The organism is Desulfurobacterium sp. TC5-1, from assembly GCF_000421485.1.
Taxonomy (GTDB): Bacteria; Aquificota; Aquificia; order Desulfurobacteriales; family Desulfurobacteriaceae; genus Desulfurobacterium_A.
The window spans coordinates 329,538-352,355 of sequence record NZ_ATXC01000001.1 but is presented as its reverse complement, the minus strand read 5'-3'; the positions used below and the strand labels follow the sequence as shown (position 1 = coordinate 352,355).

Sequence of the window (22,818 nt, the reverse complement as noted above, 5' to 3'; positions counted from 1 at the left end):
AGCTCCCCTTTCAATTACTGAAAGAAATCTTTTATCTGTTCCCTTGCAGCTTTCTGAGCATCCTGAAGAACAGATTCATCAGCAAGATAATCGGAAACTTCCGGGTAATAAGTCGTATTTGTGCTTAACAGGAAACCGTGATTTACATAAGCGGAACTATTACCAAACATGTACCATCCTGGGGCAACTGTTACATTTGAGAAATCCACCTCTGTATAGTTACTGAATCCTATGGATTTGGCAAAAGATAAGTTGGATACGTATGGAAGTATAGAATCACCATAGGCAGACTGAATTATCGTCTTGTTTGCAACATTGCCGGCAAGATATGATGGGTCTGCAGGATCAAGAAGCGTTTGGAAAATGCCAAGAGTCACAAAGTAATCGATAGAGTTTTTCTCAACTCCAAGAGTCCCAAGGAGATTCGTTATCATACTGTTAGTCGCAGTATCAAGAACAGAAACAAGATTTGCCGCACCAACGTTTAGAACAGCTTTTGAAATCGTATTATTGGTAGCGCTATCTATGCCAAGGAGAGAACCACCAACGATACTACCGAGAGACATACCGACAAGGTCGATATTCTTAGGAACATCCGGGGTTCCATCACCGTCAATATCAAATCTTCCAGAAGCAAGAGCTCTTAATACAACTCGCGCATCAAAAATCGACTGATAAAAGTTTATCCTGTCACTACCCGGATTTTCGGTAAGGAAACAGCTTCCAGAAACATTCTCATAGCAGGTTGTGTAAGGATTATCGTCTGGAAGCACCCTGTCGCCGTGATATGGAAGGTCTATCGAAACAACAGCGTAAGGGATATCGCCTGTTAAAAGCTGCGCCACCGTTCTATTTGCCCCTAAACCGTGGAGGAAAACATAAACCGTATCATTATAGGTAGAGAAATTTGCCCCATTGAAAATAGAATATGGAACTGCCATCAACGTTTGCTCTGCTATATTAACACTCATAACTGTATTGTTCGTCCCATTAACAAATCCAAGAAGCGGTGCCACAGGACCTGATAGAATGAAAGTTTCTATTCCTCTATATTCCAGAGGAACATCAGTATAGTTCAATCCTCCTATTAAACTTTCCAGGTTATCCGCAACCGTGCTGTTTGTCAAAGCCTCATTTATAACGCCAAAGTCATTTATTGACAATGTCTTGTTCGCTGTTGTAAATGTGAATATTTCAAGAACGTTATCTCTGTAAAGTCCAAACTGAGGAAGCACTGAATCGTAAAGAGGTTTATACTCTTCTCTCAAGGCTTCAAGCTGAGGGTCTAAAAGAGTATCGTTTGTTTCAAGCTCTTTATACATGACTGACTCTAAAATCTCATTCCCGGAATTATCCTTTATTCCATTCTCTAAAACAAAAAGGTACTGATGACCTGCGTCAAGAGGCCTTACAGGATAAAATTTCAAAAAGTCTCCATCCTGCCTGAATGTAAGTTTGACTGTCTCATCCATACCAAGACATGCCGCAGATGTACCATTTGATGCAGCACAAACTTGAAAATCTGTAAGATCTATAAGCTTAAAGTGCCCGGAAACATCAGTTAACGATTTATCGTTCATAAGAGGAACACCAATAAACATGTTAGGACTAAAACCTTTTATGTGAAGAGCATTAATTGCCCTGTAGAGAAGCTTGGTGGCATTATCAGAGGCTTCATCCACCGGTAGAGTCACATTACCACCGTACTGAGACCACATAATATCGTTGGGAAATGGTATTTTTTCGGCAGAAGGATCGAAAACAAGACCATTTCTATCGATAGGTATTTCTGTTCCAGGAACAGAAGACGCATTTTCTGTTTCCGCAAGTTTGGTTCCGCACGAACTAACTGCAACCATTATAGTTAAGAGAGCAATCCATTTTCTCATCACTTACCTCCTCTTAAAATGTGTAACTAACGGTAACACCGTACCCCCACAGATGGCCGTCTGCAGAAAGGGATACACTCCCGTCATCGTAAGTTTCATTTAACTCAACACTTTCCCCGCCTATTTCTCTCTTACTCTCGGCAACACTGTACTGAAGAACCGTATCAATCTTCACTCTACCAAAGTTAAATCCGGCACCTACAGAGTAGGTTTTCTTATCAGCATCAGGCCAGGCCATGTCAAACGTGTGATCCGGAATGGGAGAAGGATCATAAAAGTATCCTCCCCTCAACGTAACAACGTCATTAACAATATAGGAAACACCAATCCTAACCTGTCTCGTATCCTGCCAGTCCCTCACGAAAACTTCCTGAGTTTTACCAAGTATCGGTGTTTCAAAATCAACAATATACTTATCTATCGTGCTCCACCGTGTCCAGACAACATCAAACTCAATAGAAACTCTATCATCTGGCGTATACCTTATACCACCCTGTATCTGTTCAGGATGATCAATCTTTGTCGTAGCATTTGTGAAGTAAGAAGTTCCCTCTACTTCTACAGTGCCGGTAAAGTCGGTTTTCGCTCGTGAACGGTAAGTCAAACCGAGAGTAAGTCTCCTGGAAGGTTTATACATGAAACCGAAGTTGTAAGAAACATTGAAATCATCTGAAAACTCTGACTTAATAACCTTGTTGTTTAAGGATGGTAGCGTTGGAGCGTAAATTCTCCTTTGAGTACCAGCATCGGAACGACCAAGAGAAACACCAAAACCAAACGTTAAATCATCAGTCAATCTGAACGCAACTGTAGGTGTAACAACACCCCTTATATAATAGGACTCGAAACAGTTGTAAGCGGCCGGATTGACTGCAGGGTCAGAATCCCATTTAATATGGAGACCATAAGGAATATAAGCAGCAATACCAAAAGCAAAGTTGTCATTTATTTTCGTTCCGTAACCAGCAAAAGGAACGAAAAGCGTATCTGAAACGTCAGTGAATGAAGCATCGGAAGGAAGAACAACGCTCCCAGTCCCATCAACTGCGGTAAAATCGTGAATCCTTAAAGTTGGATCAAGAATTTCAAAACCGGCAGAAACGACCTGACTATCAAGTTGCATTAAACCGGCAGGGTTGTAGTAAACAGCATAAGGATCGTCTGCCGTAGCAGAGTAAGCACCGCCAAGTGCCGTTTCTGCAGAACCTATACCAAAGGTATCAACATTACCGCCATACGCAGCAGAAGAAACGGCAAAAAAACAGGATAAAAACAGCAACAGTTTCCGCATCCCTTCCTCCTCAAAAAGATAATAATTACAGAGATTTTAGCATATACAAATAGATAGAAAAAGAAAGTAAGAGAGAGATTTCCCCGGTCAAAGCAACCCTTTCTTGCTCTAAACCCAATAACTGCATAAATTTCTCTTTACGTTAGTGCCGAGAGGGTGATAAATGAAAATTACAGGTCATATACCGGGAAGAGACATCATAGAAAACCCTGAGAGAATAGAGAGAACCCTGAATAGAAACCTCGGAATTGAACTGCAACTTACGGCCGATGTTCTTGAAAAAGTACCATTAAAGTTTTTCTCAAAATTAGCCGAAAAACTGGCCGATAAACCGGTAACATTTCACGCTCCGTTTATGGATCTAAACCCGGGCGCCATAGACAAATACATACGGGAGGCAACACTAAAACGGTTTAAAGAGCTGAAACCCGCAGCAGAGATATTAAGACCTGAAGTAATTGTTTTTCACTCCGGGTTCCATCCCCGAAAAATTCTTCCTGTCTACGACAGATGGATAAAAAATTGTGTAGAAACATTTAAAGAAGTGTGTGATCTATTCCCGGAAACAAAAATAGCAGTTGAAAATGTTTTCGACGACGTTCCAGACTACCTAAATGAACTTTTAGAAAAGGTGAACAGAAAGAACATGGGAATATGTATTGACGTTGGACATCTAAACATTTTTTCAAAACTACCACTCGAAGATTGGCTTAACCTCTTTGCAGACAAAATTTTCGAGTTTCATATTCACGATAACGACGGTATAAACGACCTCCACATAGCTGCCGGTAACGGAACTTTTAACTTTCAACCTTTATTCAACTTTTTAAAGGAGAACAGAGAAAACCCGGTAATTCTTACCTTAGAAGCCAAAACCGAAAAAGATCAGATGGAATCTTTCCAATTTTTGATAAACAACTTAGCAGGAGACGAAGATGGAAATAAGAATATATCCCGATGAAGTACTCAAAAAAAAGGCAGAAAAAGTTAATGAATTTGATGAGAAATTAAGGAACATTGTCAACGAAATGTTTGAAACAATGTACAAAAGAGGTGGCCTTGGACTTGCTGGCAATCAGGTCGGCATTCTTAAACGGATAGTCGTCATAGACATTGAAGCTGGCAAAGAGAGAGAAGGGAAAAACAAAATTGTTCTAATCAATCCCGAAATTATCACCATGGAAGGTGAACAGGTAAATCAGGAAGGGTGCCTGTCACTTCCAGGTCTTTATAAGAAGGTAAAAAGAGCTGCCTACGTAAAAGTAAAAGCACAGAATATTGACGGAGAAGATTTCGAAATAGAAGGCGAAGACCTTGTAGCAAGAGCCCTTCAACACGAAATAGATCACCTTAACGGTATAGTCTTCATAGATAGACTTTCACCACTACAAAAAAGACTCGCCCTTCAACGCTACAAAAAGCTTAAAAGAGAATATGAGAGAAAAATGAAGAAAAGATAGGCGGAGGGCGTTTAATGGAAAAAGTCATAATAGAAAGACTTGAAGAGATAAGCAGAAGATTTAAAGAGATAGAAAGCCTTTTAAGTAATCCAGATGTAATATCAGACAGCGGGAAGTATAAGAAGCTTGCCCGCGAACATAAAGAATTGCAACCAATATATGAAACATATCAAAAATACAAAAAGGTAGCCGCTGGCATTCAAGAAGCCATAGAGGTGATGAACTCCGGTGAGGACGAAGAGTTCATAGAACTTGCAAAAGAAGAAAAAAAAGAGCTTGAAAGGGAAGCAAAAGAACTTGAAAGCCAACTGAAAATGCTCTTAATTCCAAAAGATCCAAACGATGAGAAAAGTGTAATCCTTGAAATAAGAGCCGGAACAGGCGGTGAAGAAGCTGCTCTCTTTGCAGCAGATCTATTTAGAATGTATTCAAGATATGCTGAAAGAAAGGGCTGGAAAATAGAAATTCTGTCTGCAAATGAAACGGGACTTGGCGGCTACAAGGAAATATCTGCCCTGATATCCGGAAAAGGCGCCTATAGCAGGTTAAAGTACGAAAGCGGCGTTCACAGAGTTCAAAGAGTCCCTGTAACAGAATCAGGCGGCAGAATTCACACGTCAGCTGCCACCGTTGCAATTCTTCCAGAAGCAGAAGACGTCGAGATAAAAATTGACGAAAAAGATCTTAAAATAGACACCTACAGATCCTCAGGAGCAGGTGGTCAACATGTAAACACGACAGATTCCGCCGTCAGGATAACACACATCCCAACCGGTATAGTGGTAACCTGCTCAAACGAAAGGTCTCAGATTCAAAATAGAATAAAAGCAATGAAAATTTTAAGGGCAAGGTTAAAAGAACTCTACGAAAGACAACAAAAAGAGCATCTTGATTCAACCCGCCGTTCCCAGATAGGAAGCGGGGATAGAAGCGAAAAAATCAGAACGTACAACTTTCCAGAAAACAGAGTAACAGACCATAGAATTAAACTTACCCTCTACAACCTCGAACAATTCTTAGACGGAGAAATGGACGAAATGATAGACGCCCTCGCCGCTGCTGAACAGGCAAAGAAAATAGAGAATTTAGTAACAAAGGACAACCAATGAAAAAAGTAAATGTAATCGGTGCAGGATTGGCGGGAAGCGAAGCGGCGTGGTATTTAGCGCAAAAAGGCATTCCCGTTACTCTTTACGAAATGAGACCTAAAAAACTGACCCCTGCTCACAAAACAGAACTTTTTGGAGAGCTCGTCTGCAGCAACACACTTGGCGGAATTGACGAAACAACCGCAAGAGGTCTCCTGAAAAAAGAGATGGAAATCCTCAATTCACTCATAGTTGAAGCAGCTAAAAAAACAGCCGTTCCAGCAGGCGGTGCACTTGCGGTGAACAGAAAAGACTTTGCAACTTATATAACAGAAAAAATATCGCAACATCCTCTCATAGAAGTTACCAGAGAAGAAGTTACAAAAATTCCTGAAAACGAAATTACAATAGTGGCAACAGGCCCCTTAACTTCAGATTCCCTTTCTCAATACCTAACTGAATTTCTTGGAGAAAAATCTCTTTCTTTCTACGACGCCATAGCACCCATTGTCTATGCTGATACAATCGACTACTCAAAATGTTTCTGGGGTTCACGGTACGGTAAAGGAGGCAACGACTATCTAAACTGTCCAATGACCGAGGAAGAGTACGAACGGTTCTACAACGCCTTAATGGAAGCGGAAAAAGTCCCTCTAAAAGAGTTTGAAAAGGAAGCCTACTTTGAAGGATGCATGCCCATAGAGGAGATGGCAGAAAGGGGAAAAGAAACACTGCTTTTTGGACCTCTTAAACCTGTGGGATTAATAGATCCTAAAACGGGCAAAAGGCCTTTCGCCGTAGTTCAACTAAGGAAAGAAAACAGAGAAGGCACACTGCTTAACATGGTAGGATTTCAGACAAAACTTACCTATCCTGCACAGAAAAAGGTGTTTAGACTCATCCCGGGTCTTGAAAACGTTGAATTTGCAAGGTATGGTAGCATTCACAGAAATACATTTATAAACTCTCCTAAACTATTGCTTCCAACCCTTCAACTGAAGAAAAACCCAAACATTCTCTTTGCTGGACAGATAACAGGTGTAGAAGGCTATCCTGAATCTGCCGCAAGTGGCATAATCGCAGGAATAAATGCGGCAAAACTTTTAAAAGGTGAAACACCGGTATCACCACCCCCTACAACAATGATAGGCGGTTTGTTAAAATACATAACGGAAGCTGACTCTAAAAGGTTTCAACCTATGAACGCAAATTTTGGTCTTCTTCCACCTGTTAAAGCAAAAGGTAAAAGGGTTAGACGAAAAATACAGGCAGAAAAAGCTCTAAAGGATATGAAAAGATGGGCTGGAAACGTTTTATAGCAGCATTGCTAATCATTCTGCCTGCTCCGGCTCACGGTAGCAGGAATATCTATAAGATAAACATAATAAAAATTAGAAAGGCGCAAGAAAATACCGGGAAAAAGATAATCTATTATAAAATAAAGCCGGGGGACACACTTTACGGAATTCTGAGAAAGTATAATTTACCCCTTAAAATGATAGGTGAAGTGGCCAAACTAAATAAACTTAAAAACCCCAATCTTATTTTGAAGGGACACATTCTCAAAATTCCACTACCGGGCGTAAAAAAGAAAGGAGTAAAAGAAAAATTTAAAATAGCAAACAATGTAGTTCCGGATTTTTTCCCTATAATAAACGGCAGAGGCTTCAGAAGTTACAAGAAAGGAATGATTCTACTAAATTCAGGAACGGTTAATCTTCAACAAAATCCGGTAGTAACAACCGGCGGAAACAACTACATAATCGATCTTAACAACAACCTGACGGAGCAGGAAATAAAAGAACTGCAGAACATTGGATACAAAGTAATAAAAAACAAAAATCAGCTCAGAAAGCTCGTTGAAGAAAATCTCCTGAACACATTCGGTTCGTTTGAAGCAAACGGCACGATAAAGCTCGGTACATTTGACAGGTTAACATACCATTATGACTACCTGATATATGACATGGAAACCGGAAGCACAAAAATATTTAATCTTACACCCGACACGCCGAAAGAACTTAAAAACCTTCTATCAGCTTATGGAATCACAGTGGAACAGCCAGAAGCAAAATCTGAAAAAGGAGAATCTGGAACGCTTAAAATTTTAACAGGAACAAATATAGAAAAAATCACAGAGCTAATACACCTTCTAACAGGAGAAAAAGCCATAAAAGATGGAAACGGCTATAGTTTCAACAGGCACAAAATTTTTGTTGTGAAAGAAATGACCTCACCAGAAGAGATAACAAAGAAAAAGATGGCAGGTTTCACGATAGCAAAAGTCTATCCAGACATGGGAAAAAGCATAAGAGAAGCTGTTAACACCATTCCTTTCGCAATACAAAGAATAAAGCTCATAATAGTGGAACCGCCGGGAACTGAAGGAAAGCGATCAAGATTCGAAATCAAAGGTTTTTCCATAGAAACACCAAACAGAACGTACTTTCTCATACCTGGTGTGGAAAAGCCAGAAGAGATTCCGTATCTTATCTCAAGAGGAATCAATCTAATAGTATATTAATTTGTATTATATGTAAGCTTGAAGGGTCGTGTTAATAATTTTATGTAGCCATGAGGAACATATCATGAACCTCTTCTTTAGCCTCAAGAAATCCATTGTGTTGGATCACCTATGCCTGTTGTACTTGGAATACTTTGACTCCCATTTCTTATAGAAAAATGACGGGCTAAAACCCTGCTTTTTAAAGCGGGGATACAGCCCGACACCCCAAAAGGGTATTGACTTTGACTTAGCGGTAATATACCACAAGAATATGATAGAAGCTAAACGCACTAAGGGTTGCGTCAAGGAAAGTGAAACGAGCGATAGTTTTTGAGTTAAACCGTTTGACAGAAGAACAAGAGATAATTCTCGGATACCTCACCTACCACGCTGGAAGACTCTGGAATCAAGCAAACTACCTCATAAAGAACAAGTTAGCGAAACCTGATTACAGAGACCTCTACAACAAACTCAAAGATGAATCCCTACACTTACGCTCCTTACAATCCCGCTGTGCTCAAATAGTCCTTGATGAGCTGTCAAGAGGATGGAATAACTTTTTCAAGTTCCTAAAAGACCCTAAGAAGTTCAAAAAGAAAGGAGTAAGTGTAGTTAAACCGCCAAGCTGCGTAAATCCTGAAATTCCCCACAGAGTGGTAACTTGGGATAAAACAGGATTCAAGATAGAAGGAAGTAGGATAAGACTTTCGCTATCAAAAAACTTAAAAGAATACCTGCTCAAAAAGTTTGGATATTCACCTGCTTACCTATGGATAGAGACAGGGTATAAGGACTTAGAAAACCTCAAAGTTCTCAACATACAGATAGTTCCGTATAAGTCCTACGGACAGGTAAGCTTTAAAGCGGTAGTAGTGTATGAGAAAAAAGTTCCGGAGGTCAAACTGCAAAGTAACAAAGTATTAGCGATAGACTACGGAATATCAAACTTTGCCACCTGTGTGATAGAGAAAAATCCTATTTCTTACATCATAGATGGTAGAGGTCTAAAGACCCTTCTCAGGAAAAAGCTCAAAAAGATATTTAACCTGCAAAAGAGAGTTGATAACCTAAAAAATAAAGGACTGCCGACGATTAAGTTGGAGAGGAAACTTCACAGACTTTGGAAAAGTGTTAAAAACCTTTTAAGAGACTACGCACACAAAGTAAGCAGTCTCATAACAAAGCTTGCGGTTTTAAATAATGTCAAGACAGTAGTAATAGGAAAAGTTCAGGAGTCAAAGAATAAGGAAAACAACCTTCCAGACCTTGTGAATCAAATGTTCAAGCTGTTACCGCACGGGAAAGCAACAGAATACTTAAGATACAAGCTCAAAGAAGTGGGGATAGAAGTTAAGCTGATAGACGAAAGCTACACTTCCGTTACCGACTCCTGCGACGAAAATGCAGGAGTTAAAAAAGAGAGCAAGGGTAACGGAAGAAGGATAAAGAGAGGACTTTTCCTATCACCGATTAAAGGACTCATTAACGCAGACGTTAACGGAGCGAGAAACATCTTAAGGAAGTTCAAAAGGAAGTGGTTTGACCTTGTGACGGGACTTAAGAAAGTAGTAAGGGTAAGAATCTACGAGTTTGGGAAAGGTATCTCCGAATCCCTGCAAATAGCAGGGATAGGAGTAGAGGGCAGCGTGAACCTGCCCGGAGGGATAAGGGTAGGGACAACCTACCAAACTCCCTCAGAAGCCTACGACTTTAGTCGTAGGTAGTTCACTGAATCTTTCGAAACCCTTTAGAGCTTTCTTTGCCTCTACTTGCCTGTTCCTTCTAAAGTTATTTGTAATATCTAACAACTATCATACACCACCTTTCTACTGTCTAAAATAAGTTGTTTAAAATAAAAAATCGGAACACAAAATAAGTAATTAAGAATAACCCACTTTGTATAGTTAGATATATAATCTCGTGATTCTCTATAGCAGGAAATTTATGTTTAAGTAGTAAACTTGCCCCACCAACAATCGGTATTGAAACTATTATGCTTAATAATCTTTTCATAAATTTACTCCACAAAGATCTACCAATCCCAGTTATAATGACGTGCATTATCTATGACTACTTGTATCAGTTACTACTACACCCTCTAAAATTGCCATGCTAAAGAAGCTGCTTCTAAAACATCTATTATAGTCTCTATAGCACCATACTAAGAGACAGGACACATCAAGCCTTTATAAAATTATTAACACAATCATAAAAATATTGATTATTGCTTCAATAAACTCTATAAACAAAATCTACTATAGAATGTTCCGAAGGAACTTTTTTATTTCTCACCACAACTTCAACCGAATAAACAACTCCTTTTCCTCTGTTAGTAAGGTCTATCCGCCTTATAAGTGTAGCTGTTGTACTGTAATCTCCAAAAGAAGCATACGAACCTAATTGAATAGGCTGATTTGTTTTAGAACAATCAGTATATGAACACAACTTATCATCGTCCATCAATTCCATTAAATATGAAGAAACCCCTTTAGCAACTTCAAGCGAACCAGAATACCGTTTTTTACTACCAACAATTATGACATTGTTAAAAAGTATATATAAAAGTGCAGCAATAAAAGCTGAAGCGATGAAGGTTACAATTAAAGTTACTATTAAAACTATACCTTTCCTTTTATTCAATGCTCCTCCAAAAATTATAAATTCATTGGTTTAACGGAAAACTTAATCAGCTTCCACCTATATTGCTGCCAGTTTTTCCCTATGCGAGCCCTAATCTTGGCAGTAAAATCTATTCCTGCATTTCTTAAGCGATTTGTAAACTTATATTTTCTGTTCCTTTTGCCTTGCTGAACAACAATGAAAACAGTAACAAGCTTCAATTTTTTTCTTTCATCAGTAGCAGAAATTTTTCCTATTGCAGAAACAGGTAAATATCTTTCGTTCTGTTCAATGATTCCATCTCCATTTAAATCCCAATCAAACCTCACATCAAAATCTGCAACACAATCAAGTATAGGATCCTGTTGAGATGTACCCTTAACTTCTCGTATCAGCTCTCCAGTTCCAGCGGCACAATAATCTGGAACGTCAACATTCAAAATCTGATAAATTATTCCCCTACAGTACTGAGAGCTGCAAGCAGAAGGAGCAGAGACGGTAAAAGCAGGATAAACAATATAAGTCCCATTCCCTGGACAGGTTAAATAACTTGAAAGACCACTTGCAATAGTTCCATTAACAGATAAATACACCGCTTGTCCAACATGCAATTCTGGAAAAAATTTATTTACCAGAACATTTGCACTGCCAGAAGAACAATCTACAATCTGCCATGCTGACGTTTTCTGGTCCAGAATATCGTAAAGAGTCCTTAAAACCAACTCGTTTTTAGTCATATTCCATTCAACAGGTATAGCCGTTTCGTTTTTTCCCACTCCAAGTCCTGCATTTTCTATGTCCTGCCTTAAAATTTCAAGTCCCAAAACCCTTTTTATGTCGGAAGACTGATATGAAGATTCCTGAGTATATGTTCCGAGAAGCCTCGTGTATACAACATAAACTGCAGACATTACAATTGTAGCAGCAAAAACAGCAACTAATAACTCAAGCAAAGTAAGTGCCTTTCTCATTCTTTTTCCCTTACCACTGTAGAATAATCAAGCTGATGAAATTTACCATTATAATTCCAGCAAACATACACTGTAACTTGTTTTATGTCCAGAGTAGGATCAACAACAACATTAAAATATTTTCCAAAAGCAAAATTTTGATTCCTAAGCTGCACTACTTCGAGATTTTTACCTGTCGTCAAGGCTTCTCTGCAAGAACTGGTTCCATTATCAAGAACTGATGCCGTGATAAAGTTGTAGTCCATGTTGCGAACAGATTCAAGATTTTCTCTTGCAATTTTAGAAGCAGCATTTAAAAGATCATTTTCTACGCTTATCCGATAATAAAACCCTGCAGAATCAAGCAAAGCAATCATAACTATAGAAAAAATCACAAACGCTACCAAAACTTCAAGCAACGTAAATCCTTTTCTCATCAACAACGACTAATCCTCACGTCTGTTCTGTCTATGATTATGCAGTTATCTCCCTGATAATTAAAATCACCTTTATAAATAATTTTAGAAGTAGCATTAAAAGTTCCTTTATCTGTAATGATAACGGGAGCGGTCTGCACAAAAGGTTCTTTTAAATCGTAATTTTTGTAACTTTTCCAGCTACTACCATCCCATATGTATATCAATAACCGATGCTTATCAGGACTAATATATACTTTAAACTGCCTTTTCTGAGAAAAAGCCTTCATTCTCAAATTCTGCAGCATCGAAGCCATCCGGCGGATTTCTGTATTTATTGTATTTGAATCTATCCAGTTTCTGTACTTTAAGATTCCCGCAAAAGCAAGAATAGCTATCAAAGCTATAACTATCAAAAGCTCAAGTAAAGTAAAAGCTCTATTTTTCCATCCATAACAGAAGTTCACCTTTCCCTCCAGAGGGTGGTACAAACTTAGCTCCACTTTCAGGTGCCACACCAGTAAACCAGCCAGAACCTGTATCTGAATTTAAAACAGTTCTTTTGTTTGTTGTATTATCAAATTGTGAAGCTTCACTTTTAAGACTAACTTTGTGAATAGCAGCAGTAGAAAGCTGCACAAGTAGAGAACCTTTCAAATTTTTTCGATCCATTGAATATCTCGTGCAGTTATCAAAGATGCTGCTCCCCGACGCTCCGTTTAGAAGCCATATCCTTGAACGGCCACCAAAACCACATACATCTGCTGTTGGTTCTGTAGTTACAAATGCAACAACATTCAGATCAGTTATCGTTGGGTCTGAAATTAAGCGCTCTTTAAGGTATCCATCATCATCAGTATTCAGTTTTATGTACCAACCTAAAGGCAAAGTTGAAGAAATAGAACAAACTGAGGCAGAAGTCTCTGTAACATCAACAATGGAACTTGCATCAGGTAAACTCCAGTTGTCTCCAGAATGAATCAGAGGAAGTCCATAAATCCTATTTGCTACTTCAGGGTTCGGATTATCTTCTTTATAAAACCAGCGACCTGTACCAAAGAAAATGTAATATCTCCCAAAATATTTACCAACTGCTACTTTTGAAGTTACCGGTGGGATTTTATTTTTAAGGTATATATTAAACTTCCAGTTAACTGGATCGTCACTCCTAACATCTGCAACGATTATTCCTCCTTTCCAGTCCTGCATGTCTGCAAATTTCTTTGAATAACCAAAAAAGACAAAGTCTGTTTTTCCATCATCATTAACATCGAGCCCATTGGTAAAAAGGCGTCCCGCAAAGGCGTTCGGCAGTTCATCAATTGTTACATTTCTAATTTCTTTCCCTGTCAACAAATCCAAAATGTAAACAGAAAGAGGCTGATCAACATCACCGTTATAGTCAGTAGGTCCAGAAGCAAACATAACATAAATCTTGTCACCTTTATTTATTACAGCAGGGCCGGAATAGGAAAATCCAAGAGATTTAGAACTAAACTCCCACAAAAACTTCGGGTTTTCAGGATCTGTAACGTCAAGAGCAAAATAAGAAGAGTAGCCAACACCTGCATCGTTTGGTGGTGGAGCCAACATCTTGGAATTTCCAGGAGCACCTCCAAACCTCATTCCGCCTATCAAAATTACTCTGTTTTTGTAAGTGACAATAAATGGTTTTAAATCAACATAGTAAGTGTGTTCATAATTTGGAGAAGCAAGATATTTCAGGTAAGGAAGAGCATTAGACGGAATAAATGCCCACAATTCCTCTCCTAACAAATCTTGAGATGTTGAGTTAAAACTATCTGTAAGCTTTACAGGGTGAAGGCTGCTGTCAAGGTCTTTAACATAACCGAGTCTAAAAGCGTGAAGCATCCCATCATTAGCTCCAACAAATACAACGCTGTAATCAGGATATTTAACAATGGTAGGAGAAGAATAAATAATGTCCCCCAGTTTCCAGGTATCTCCTGAATCGTCTATATCTCTAATTCTACATCCTCTTACATCTTTTCCTCTAATGAAAGCAATCAGATTTGCTACATCATTATTTAAACACGAAGGCTCTGTTAAATCCCCTACATATTCTGATATAAGGTCTTTATTAAAATTATTAAATTCAACAAGTCTGCCCTTGATGTTGGTAAAGATTTCTCTGCTATCTGGTGATGTAAACGCGAGATTTTCACCAGCTTCCCAAACAGGATGAAGATCGTCAAATGTATCATAAGTAGCTATTTTCCTCTTGGCAGTACCGTTCAAATAACTGCTATACAAATCTATGGAAACTTTTCCTGTATCCGGATCAACTCGCCATCTAAGAATACGGTCATCTTTAATGTCAAGAATCTTATTGAGATTTGTATCTTCTCTTATGTTTTGAACAGCTTTCTTGTTTAAAAGCCACCAGGTATATAGATAACCCGGCCAATCAACATTTTTTCCTGAAAAATCTTTGCGAGGATAAAACAAGGTTTGTTCTGCCACCACTCCTGATTTCTTTCTTTCCGGCAGAATACCAGCTGAAGTTCCAGAAAAAGCATCCTTTAATATAGCGGCAAATATATTTTCTATCGCCTTTTTCAGTGCTGCCGGATTATTACCAGGATAAAAATCATCAGGCCTGCCATCACCATCTGCATCCCAATCAGAAGAGGAAGATGGAAGGCTAACAAAAGATCCACACGGCGGGGATTGTGTCACAGAACACACAGGTTGTGGCGGAACAGAAGAATAACCTGACGGTAGTTCATCAGAAAAGCTTCCCTTGTATCCACCAAAAACCGCTATGTTCTTTAAAGCGTTCAAGCCCACAACATCATCAAACTTAGAACTATTTATAAAAGCTGAAACGGTATAAACTTTCACATTTTGCCTTCCTTTCAAATCAGGCACTAAATCAGCATACCCCCCTTCCCACATTTCATAAGCAGGCTGAACAGGATCTATAGTGCAAGCATAAGGAGCGCCCGCATCCACAGGATCTATAATAGGGTAACTTCCATGCTTACAATCCAGGTCCCTAAGTCTTTTAGAAAATTTATGTCCATTCCATGCACCATCACTGATCAAAAGAACATAGTTTTTCGTGCAGTGAACATCCATCCAGGTACCGTTTATTTTAAACTTATACGGATCTACGTAACTGGAATCAGATTTTTTAAATCCTCCCCACACTCCATCTTCACGGGAAAAATACCTTCTAACCTCGTCAAGAGCTTCCCCGGTGGGAGTGCCATCTTTTGCAGGTTTATAATTTATTGCTGAAATAACTTTTTTATATTCAAAAGATGGATAAATCCATTTTCTTACGACATCTGTCCCTGAAAATATCTCAAGACCGACACGAGGATGCTCTTTTAATCTTTCTATCTTTTGCAACACACCTTCAACCTGGCCTGTAGTGCTGTTGTAAGAAGTCACGTACTTAACCGGTATATATGTATTTATAAACAAAACATAATAACCGGAAACTTTCTTTCCATGTGAAATAAGTGTCAGCTTTCTAACCGGTCCCCCTGTAAGTATCCAGCGCAGAATATCTATTTTCCGCATATACTCCCAATTCAAATAATTGCCGGTATCACCAGAAGAAGAAGGCACCCACACATAAACATAATTTCCATCATCCGTTACAAATCTTTCCAGACTATACTTCTGTTCACCAATAAAATAACCGTAATAGCTACTGCTGTCGTTATAAGTATCAAAGTAAGCATAATCATTCATACTGCCACTATAATCAAGAACCAGCATCAGATTAACAAACTTTCCCTGCTGAAGAAAAGGAGGCAGGGAAAAATATGGATTAAGACTTCCAGCATAAGATTTTCCAAAAGTAAGCAAAAACATCAAAAAAATCAAAAACTTTCTCATCTTGGCTCTCCGCCATATTTAAAACACTGAACTTTTCCGGTTTTATCAACTACGCAAATCAGGACATCCCCCTTGTTAAAGACTGTTTTTGATTTAAGTTTCAACAAACGCTGCCTAAATGGGCCGGTTAAAATTTTAATTACCAGAGGATTGACAGAAACTACTTTAGCCTCAAATTTGGCGGGCACTTTAAAGTTAGAATAAGCTAAACTCAAATCAGCCAATAAAATTCCCCGCAAAAAGCAAAACACAAACAATAAAATAAGTGTATATTTAATCTTCCTTTTTTTAATAGAAAGTTTTTCTAATAGCATTATCGCTTCTCCTCTAAGTTCAAATATTACGAAATATATTATTAGATTTAGAAGTAAATTTGTCAATATCAAATATCAAATTATTCATCGGTCAACATTTTAAATTCAGCAATAATTTCTTTTTGACGTTGAATAATGTACTTACTTATAACATTTCTGTATCTTTCTTTCAGTGACACAAACGCCAAACCAGCCTTTTCTTCTTTCTTATTCCCGGGAACAAGTTCAATACGAACAACTTTTGCAGGAACATTGCTAATTACAACACCATCTGGAAACTTAAGTGTCAAAATAACATCCTCTCCTAATTTTAACACCCCTTTATCTAAAAAAACACCTATTCCTCCCTCACTTATATCAGCAACTTTTGTGGAAAGAGTAACACCTTCAGCTTTTATATCGACATACACAGGCTTAAATTCCGAAACAGTTATTCTAACGGCAGTTCTGTTGAATTTAGGTTCAATAGTAAGAGATGGAAACGTTGTTTCTATATAATCATTGTTGTAATAGAGAACACCCGCTGAAAGAATCCGATTTTCCCTGTATTCAGGATGAAAAAAACTTATGAAAAACTTCTGAGTTTGATCTATTGCCGGAAGAATTTTGGGATTTCCCTTCCATCCCACCACTTTAAAATTCTCTATGGATAAAGGTTTTATCTTCACCCTTACAGGCATTTCGTTATAAAAACTTATAACTTCAAGCGGTTCCTCTTTTTCAGTTTTTTCCTTAAGCCACTGCAAGACTAACTGCTTAAATGAATCCACAATCCCTCCATCAGTAAAGATACATTAGTTCTTTCCTTTCCACCTCGCCCTTTAATATTGCAGAAATTTTATCAAAGAAGAGAGAAACTTCACCACCTATTATCCTGTCAATAAAAGGTTTTTCTTTTTTAACTTCAAATGGTTTTGCATCTGGAGAATGAGAAAGCTCTCTTGCAACTGAAACAGCCTTTTGCAGGTCTCCGAGTTCATCAACAAGCCCAAGCTTGAGAGCTTCTCTTCCTGAAAATATTCTACCGTCTGCTATTGGTTTTAGCTTGTCCATGGAAATGTGCCTTCCTTTGGAAACAGCTTCTAAAAACTGTTGATAAACATCGTTTATAACATTTTGAACAATTGCAACATCACCGGGATCAACCTTTTTAAAGGGATTCAACAGGTCTTTGTGAGGACCGCTTTTAATTGTAACAACCTTTATTCCCAATTTATCCGCTACTTTTCTAAAGTTCATTGTCTGCATTATTACACCGATACTTCCTGTAATAGTGGCAGGATCAGCAACTATCCTGTTAGCAGCAACGGAAATGTAAAGGCCACCGGAAGCAGCAACAGAACCCATAGAAACGACAACCGGTTTTTTCTTTTTCACCCTTAAAATTTCGTCGTACATTTCCTGACACGGAACGACAGAACCACCGGGAGAATCAATCCTTAAAACAATCGCTTTAACGTTCCTGTTTTTCGAAAGCTTCTCAAGTTCCTTAATGTAATAGCTGGTATCTGTTATAACGCCATTAACTTTTAAAATCGCTATCCCTTTACCCGAAGGAACCTCACCGGAAAAGAGAAACCGCATCAGGCTGAAAAACAGGATAAGAAGAAAAACCGCTCCAAGCATCGTTAAAAATCTACGAAAACCTTTCAAGTAAAACCTCCATCACACATTCATATTGAAATGAATCTTAGCAAGATATGTTAACATATCCTTTGATACCGATTTAAGAAATTTTACTATCTCTTCTCTGCTGTTACCTGCAGGAATGGAAACTCCAAACTTCTTTTCTAACATCTTGCAGCCCTTCAACCTCTCAGCTCTGGCAATTATAGAAGCTGCCGCCACGACAGGATCTTTCTCCGCTCTTTCAACAACAACAATTTCTACCGATTCAGGCAAACAGTCACGAAGTCTTTTCTCCACACTGTTTCCATACTTATCGACTACTACTTTTAACGGCTTATACTTTTTAACAAGTTTCTCTATTAAAGAAAGATAGACTGAATCTAACAGTCTGTTTAAGTTTTTGTATTTAGAATAGAGTTTATTGTACTCCTGCGGCATTAAAACTTTAACAGCACCGTGAGCAACCTGCTTAATTTTTTCTGCAAGTTCACATACCTTTTTATCGGAAAGTCTCTTTGAATCCTTAACACCCATCTTTATCAATTCTTCAACGGCAGGACCGTCACAGTAAACACACGCAACCACCAGAGGTCCCACATACTCACCTTTTCCCGCTTCATCGCACCCTATTCGCGGCGTTTTATCCACGTTTCCTATCAAAACGGTATCAACAACGCTTTTAAGTACATCCCTGTCTCTTTCCTTACCGCCGTAAACAATTGAACCTGATTTATAAATTGTAACGATACCATCACCAAACTTAAACCTGTAGGCGGCATGTTCCGGCGGTTGCTGTGAAACCGCACCGGCTTTTTTCAAAGCATCTGCTATTTCTTCAATTTTTCTATCTTTCTTTCTATCTTCTCTTTTAGCCATACCCAGTCCTTAATTCTAAAGTCAAAACCGACACCGTACTCGTTATGGTAGTAATTACTGTACTGATATTCAAGATAAACATTTTTATAGTGACCCACGAAATACTGCGCACCAATACTAAATTCAGGGTCTTGACCTGTAGTTTCATAACCGATAAACCTTAATCTGTCTCCTATCCTTTTTGTTACCGAAAACTTTATAACCGTTTCTCCGTACCTGGTTATATAAGGCTCAAGCGAAAAGGACTCTAATTTCAGTAGTTTTGAAAAAGTTTTCTCAACAGGCTTTAAAAACGTGGAAGTTGCATAGTAAGCCACCTGGACGACCGGGAAAAGCTCATTACTCCTCTCCATCTCTGACGGCGTGGCACCGGTCATTATGAGACTGAGAATCTCTTCCTTTGTCAAAGGCGGTTCGGAAGAAAAGTAAAGAACCGGAGAGGCAAGGTTACCCCTTACGAACATGTAAACGTAGTAATCGCCTATCCTTGAAGAGGCAGCAATATTCACGTTTCCTTTTAGCTCGAGCAAGTTGTCAATAATGCCGGAACCATAAGAAATAACAAATTCCTTTCCCATGTACTTTATCTTTCCGTCCAACACGAAGAAGTTACCAGAAACAGCAGGCATGCCGTTATTCACCGTTACTTTTAGCATAGGAAGTAACTTTATACTCCAGACATCCGTTTTAAACTCAAGAGGTTCAAGGAAGTTAAGACCTATATCAACGTTGAAAGGAATTGAAAATGTTGAAGAAGTTTCCTTTCTCTCAGAGGTAAGTTTCAAAATTACAGGACGAGAAATGTTAATCGTTCCTGTAAGATTCCTATTTGCAAATTTAAGATTACCCGTTATCCGTGCACGCCACATACCCCTCTGTCCGACAGGAACGTTGAAAATGGAAGCCGTGATAACGTCTCCACCTGAAACAACTATGTTCCCATCCTCAACCTCTGTGGCGGTAAATATGTATCTCAATTTACCATTTTCAACGCTTAAAGAAAGTTTATCTATCTTCACAGTTCCAAGAAGATAACTCACACGACCAACGACACCATCCGTTTCCACTTTAACGGAGTAAGAGAGCTTTTTGTCGTACCTGAACTTACCTGAGACGTTAAAGTCTCCTTCCTTCACAAGAACTGAAGGCAGGAATCTCCTTGCAGCCGCCCTGGCACTTACGGAACCTTTAAAGTCACCCTCAAGTACACCGTCAGCAAAGGAAAGATTAAGGTTAAGCCATCCTCCAGGAAAAGAAAAGGAAGCATCACTCACTTTAATAGCACCCTTGTTAAAGTTAATATAAATTCCCGAAACGGCATCAATTTCAGGCAGGTTTTCTGGAAAGATGGAAAGAACGGGAATTCCGATAATACCGTTTAAATGTTCAAAATCAAAATCCTTCACATTAAGGTTAAGAACTACAAGCCCTGCCGTTCCGCTAACCTTTTCAAAACCAAAATCTAAGTCTTTTAATGTTCCATTCAATGATAAATTTCTACCGTCCATCTCTATATAAATACTACCTCTATTTGAAGAAAAGGCTATCTCACCTCTATTGTCAGGTTCATGAAGGTTACCGGAAAACTTAACAGAAAGTGTATCCTTCAAATAATCGGAAGAAACCCTGGCTTTACCTTTAATGGGAACTGTAAAGTTGTCAAAAAGACCTTTAATTTTTCCCTGCAGATTGATATCAGTTACAACGTGAGGAAACGTTTTACGACCGCTCAACGAAAAAGAACCATCCACTGATTGCTTTTCCGTATCAATATCAACGGCAAACTTTATGGAACTTTTATCTAATAGAGGGGAAGAAAAATCCTTTCCAGAAACGTTTATATCTTTACCTTTCAGTTTAAACTGGTAACTGCCCCCGGAGAACTTTAACCCTGCAACTTCAGCATCCTTAGACCTGCCTGAAAGAGAAACAGCAAGCTTTCCATCAAAGACTACCTCTCCTGCCCCTGTAGCATTCCCGGAGATTGTACTGCCAAGGACATAGAAAGAACGGTACCTATCAATGGAAACGTCCATCGTGAAAGGAACTTTCTCACCGTGATGAAAACCTAAAGTAATACTTCCATCAGCATTTCCATCTAACCTTACAGGCATGTTGACACCATACCTTTTTGTTATCCTCTCAATAGTTGAAAGGCTAAAATCCTTAACATAAGCGGCAACGTCTATTGCAAAGGTTGGGGAAAATTTAAGGGCAATCTTCCTGACATCCAGCTTTCCTTCAGAATCCTTAGCCTCTATAAACAAAGAAGGATAATCAAGATTAACCGTTCCTGAAATGTTTTTAAATTTTTCACCAAAGTATGAAAATTCTTTAGATTGATACTTGAAATTACCTCTTAAAGAGGATAACCTGCCAAAAAGTGTTCCTCCACCCGTAACGGTACCATTAAGACCTTCAGAAGCAAGGAAATCAAAAGAGGAAAGCTGAAGATTTTGACAATAAAGGTCACCGTTTATAGAAACCTGAGAAGGGTTCAAGTATCCTTTAAAGCCAACTATTCCGTTATCTCCGGAAATCTTCAACATTACCAGAAATTTTCCCTTCTGCGTCCTTGAAGCTAAATAGCCCTTACCGATAAATCCTCTAAAGTTGAACCGTGAAATGGCAAAGGTTAAATCTGCTGCAGCAACTTTGCCATCTTTGATTTCTCCTTTGAGATAAAAATTACCGGAAACGTCGGGAATCCATTCTCTTACAGAAGGAGAAAGAGAAGCGACAAAAGGATCAGCCTTTAAATCAAAACCTTTCACGTCAGCGGCAACGGAAAAATTCCGCTTAACAATATCACCTGAAACCTTAACATTACCATTATTTCCATCGTGCCAGGATAGATCAGCGTCCAGATATCTTGAATTTTTTAACTTAAGGGTGACCGCAAGGTTTTTAAAATCTCTCCCGCTAAAAGAGACTTTCCTTACATTTCCTCTAATAAACCCGCTTAAAGTTTCCGTTTCGCCTGCAAAGTCGCAATGAACGTTCACCCCTTCAAGGGAAATTTTGTCGTCAAGGGCAAAATCACCGGAGGCACTACCCTTAACGGAAACCTCATTACCATCAAAAACACCGCTGAATGAAAACTTAAAAGGTTCCCCTTTTTCAGATACAACTCCTTTGAAGTCAACTTCTCTCTTTATCTTGCTCTCAAGGGAAAAATCAAACCGCTTTTCAAGAGACTTTAAAGCAAATGTTCCGGTAGAGGTAACCTTTTCACCTTCTTTTTTCAAAGTAAATGTAACGTCCCCTTTCGGCATAGAAAGCGTTCCGTTAAAATTAGCATTATAAAGGTTAAGTGAAAAGGAAATTTTTCCTTCTAAAGAGATAGAATCCCAGGAAAATCTAAAAAGCCGCGTCTTTACCGTGTCGTTATCCAGAACGCCGGCAACATCTGTGAGATAAAAAGGCTTTCCTTTAATTCTCCCCTCTGTTTTGCGGAGTAAAAATCTCCCGCCGCCCCAGTCTATACCGCCAAACTCGGCCGAAAAATCCCTTGAATAGACATTTCCTCTTCCTAAATGAAGATTTCTAATAATCACACCGAAAGGAATAGAATAAATATCCGGTATGGTTACTTTTCCCTTTTTATCATCACCGCTCAAAGAGAGAGAAAAAGAAGCAAGAGAAAACCTTTCAACAACAGGCCTTTTCTCTTTCAACGACTCTACAAGGTCTAAAACAACTTCTCCTCTACTGCCGTGAAACTCGGTTCTTTTGTTCCTGTACTCAATACCATCAAAAGTAATCGCAAACCGCGTCCCTGGATGAAAGTGAAGGTTTTCAACATAAACACCGTAACCTCTCAGCTTATCCAGGTAGTAGTCAACCATGGCAAGCGAAATCTTAAATGTAAGAAAAAGGAAAGCGGCAAGGAAACAAAACCTAATGA

The 22,818-nt window shown here is 38.8% G+C and carries 18 protein-coding genes; 6 read left to right on the top strand and 12 right to left on the bottom strand.

Annotated elements, in window-relative coordinates:
* Positions 1–14: 14 nt before the first annotated feature.
* Both H153_RS0101785 and H153_RS0101780 read right to left on the bottom strand, forming a co-directional pair.
* Complete coding sequence (locus H153_RS0101785; protein WP_022846420.1) at positions 15–1,889, bottom strand: hypothetical protein; 1,875 nt, start codon at positions 1,887–1,889, stop codon at positions 15–17.
* A gap of 13 nt (positions 1,890–1,902) precedes the next feature.
* Positions 1,903–3,180 (bottom strand): outer membrane protein transport protein, encoded by a 1,278-nt coding sequence (locus H153_RS0101780; RefSeq protein WP_022846419.1) that lies wholly within the window; start codon positions 3,178–3,180, stop codon positions 1,903–1,905.
* Positions 3,181–3,343: 163 nt separating this feature from the next.
* Between H153_RS0101780 and H153_RS08990 the strand changes: the two genes are divergently transcribed.
* The 6 genes from H153_RS08990 (at position 3,344) to H153_RS0101750 (ending at position 9,958) form a co-directional block, all read left to right on the top strand.
* Positions 3,344–4,141, top strand: a complete 798-nt coding sequence (locus H153_RS08990; RefSeq protein WP_022846418.1) for a sugar phosphate isomerase/epimerase family protein — start codon at positions 3,344–3,346, stop codon at positions 4,139–4,141.
* Positions 4,116–4,640 (top strand): peptide deformylase, encoded by a 525-nt coding sequence (gene def, locus H153_RS0101770; protein ID WP_022846417.1) that lies wholly within the window; start codon positions 4,116–4,118, stop codon positions 4,638–4,640. The genes H153_RS08990 and def overlap by 26 nt, the downstream gene beginning before the upstream one ends.
* Before the next feature lie 26 nt (positions 4,641–4,666).
* Positions 4,667–5,749 (top strand): peptide chain release factor 1, encoded by a 1,083-nt coding sequence (gene prfA / locus H153_RS0101765; protein WP_027719946.1) that lies wholly within the window; start codon positions 4,667–4,669, stop codon positions 5,747–5,749.
* Positions 5,746–7,047 (top strand): FADH(2)-oxidizing methylenetetrahydrofolate--tRNA-(uracil(54)-C(5))-methyltransferase TrmFO, encoded by a 1,302-nt coding sequence (trmFO, locus tag H153_RS0101760; protein WP_022846415.1) that lies wholly within the window; start codon positions 5,746–5,748, stop codon positions 7,045–7,047. The genes prfA and trmFO overlap by 4 nt, the downstream gene beginning before the upstream one ends.
* Entirely contained in the window at positions 7,026–8,252 is a 1,227-nt protein-coding gene (locus tag H153_RS08985; RefSeq protein ID WP_022846414.1) for a LysM domain-containing protein, read from the top strand. The genes trmFO and H153_RS08985 overlap by 22 nt, the downstream gene beginning before the upstream one ends.
* 293 nt (positions 8,253–8,545) lie before the next feature.
* Positions 8,546–9,958: an RNA-guided endonuclease TnpB family protein gene (locus H153_RS0101750; protein ID WP_040371555.1), complete on the top strand. Its 1,413-nt coding sequence runs from the start codon at positions 8,546–8,548 to the stop codon at positions 9,956–9,958.
* Between the two features lie 505 nt (positions 9,959–10,463).
* On the opposite strand, the gene H153_RS0101740 is transcribed toward H153_RS0101750, so the two are convergent.
* The 10 genes from H153_RS0101740 to H153_RS0101695 form a co-directional block, all read right to left on the bottom strand.
* Positions 10,464–10,874, bottom strand: coding sequence for a hypothetical protein (locus H153_RS0101740; RefSeq protein WP_022846411.1), 411 nt, complete (start codon positions 10,872–10,874; stop codon positions 10,464–10,466).
* A gap of 14 nt (positions 10,875–10,888) precedes the next feature.
* On the bottom strand, positions 10,889–11,824 hold the full coding sequence (locus tag H153_RS0101735) for a hypothetical protein (protein WP_022846410.1): 936 nt from the start codon (positions 11,822–11,824) through the stop codon (positions 10,889–10,891).
* Complete coding sequence (locus H153_RS0101730; RefSeq protein ID WP_022846409.1) at positions 11,821–12,240, bottom strand: type II secretion system protein; 420 nt, start codon at positions 12,238–12,240, stop codon at positions 11,821–11,823. The genes H153_RS0101735 and H153_RS0101730 overlap by 4 nt, the downstream gene beginning before the upstream one ends.
* Complete coding sequence (locus H153_RS0101725; RefSeq protein WP_022846408.1) at positions 12,240–12,686, bottom strand: prepilin-type N-terminal cleavage/methylation domain-containing protein; 447 nt, start codon at positions 12,684–12,686, stop codon at positions 12,240–12,242. Before H153_RS0101725 ends, H153_RS0101730 begins: the two co-directional genes overlap by 1 nt.
* Positions 12,658–16,092 (bottom strand): PilC/PilY family type IV pilus protein, encoded by a 3,435-nt coding sequence (locus H153_RS0101720; RefSeq protein ID WP_022846407.1) that lies wholly within the window; start codon positions 16,090–16,092, stop codon positions 12,658–12,660. The genes H153_RS0101725 and H153_RS0101720 overlap by 29 nt, the downstream gene beginning before the upstream one ends.
* The gene (locus tag H153_RS0101715; protein ID WP_022846406.1) at positions 16,089–16,406 is read right to left on the bottom strand and encodes a hypothetical protein; all 318 of its coding nucleotides are present in this window, start codon (positions 16,404–16,406) and stop codon (positions 16,089–16,091) included. The genes H153_RS0101720 and H153_RS0101715 overlap by 4 nt, the downstream gene beginning before the upstream one ends.
* Before the next feature lie 80 nt (positions 16,407–16,486).
* Positions 16,487–17,176 (bottom strand): PilZ domain-containing protein, encoded by a 690-nt coding sequence (locus tag H153_RS0101710; protein WP_022846405.1) that lies wholly within the window; start codon positions 17,174–17,176, stop codon positions 16,487–16,489.
* Positions 17,177–17,186: 10 nt separating this feature from the next.
* Positions 17,187–18,059, bottom strand: a complete 873-nt coding sequence (sppA, locus tag H153_RS0101705) for a signal peptide peptidase SppA (protein ID WP_022846404.1) — start codon at positions 18,057–18,059, stop codon at positions 17,187–17,189.
* A 12-nt stretch (positions 18,060–18,071) separates the two neighbouring features.
* On the bottom strand, positions 18,072–18,911 hold the full coding sequence (gene rnhC, locus H153_RS0101700) for a ribonuclease HIII (RefSeq protein ID WP_027720095.1): 840 nt from the start codon (positions 18,909–18,911) through the stop codon (positions 18,072–18,074).
* A complete protein-coding gene (locus tag H153_RS0101695) occupies positions 18,863–22,759 on the bottom strand; it encodes a translocation/assembly module TamB domain-containing protein (RefSeq protein WP_196799783.1) in 3,897 nt (1,298 codons plus the stop codon). The genes rnhC and H153_RS0101695 overlap by 49 nt, the downstream gene beginning before the upstream one ends.
* Positions 22,760–22,818: the final 59 nt, after the last annotated feature.

Excerpts from the sequence above, each read along its gene's own strand:
- H153_RS0101785 (WP_022846420.1), bottom strand. The coding sequence starts at position 1,889 with ATGAGAAAATGGATTGCTCTCTTAACTATAATGGTTGCAGTTAGTTCG.
- H153_RS0101720 (WP_022846407.1), bottom strand. The coding sequence starts at position 16,092 with ATGAGAAAGTTTTTGATTTTTTTGATGTTTTTGCTTACTTTTGGAAAA.
- def (WP_022846417.1), top strand. The coding sequence starts at position 4,116 with ATGGAAATAAGAATATATCCCGATGAAGTACTCAAAAAAAAGGCAGAA.
- H153_RS0101730 (WP_022846409.1), bottom strand. The coding sequence starts at position 12,240 with ATGAGAAAAGGATTTACGTTGCTTGAAGTTTTGGTAGCGTTTGTGATT.
- H153_RS0101780 (WP_022846419.1), bottom strand. The coding sequence starts at position 3,180 with ATGCGGAAACTGTTGCTGTTTTTATCCTGTTTTTTTGCCGTTTCTTCT.
- H153_RS0101695 (WP_196799783.1), bottom strand. The coding sequence starts at position 22,759 with ATGGTTGACTACTACCTGGATAAGCTGAGAGGTTACGGTGTTTATGTT.
- H153_RS0101735 (WP_022846410.1), bottom strand. The coding sequence starts at position 11,824 with ATGAGAAAGGCACTTACTTTGCTTGAGTTATTAGTTGCTGTTTTTGCT.
- trmFO (WP_022846415.1), top strand. The coding sequence starts at position 5,746 with ATGAAAAAAGTAAATGTAATCGGTGCAGGATTGGCGGGAAGCGAAGCG.
- rnhC (WP_027720095.1), bottom strand. The coding sequence starts at position 18,911 with ATGGCTAAAAGAGAAGATAGAAAGAAAGATAGAAAAATTGAAGAAATA.
- H153_RS08990 (WP_022846418.1), top strand. The coding sequence starts at position 3,344 with ATGAAAATTACAGGTCATATACCGGGAAGAGACATCATAGAAAACCCT.
- H153_RS0101715 (WP_022846406.1), bottom strand. The coding sequence starts at position 16,406 with ATGCTATTAGAAAAACTTTCTATTAAAAAAAGGAAGATTAAATATACA.
- H153_RS08985 (WP_022846414.1), top strand. The coding sequence starts at position 7,026 with ATGGGCTGGAAACGTTTTATAGCAGCATTGCTAATCATTCTGCCTGCT.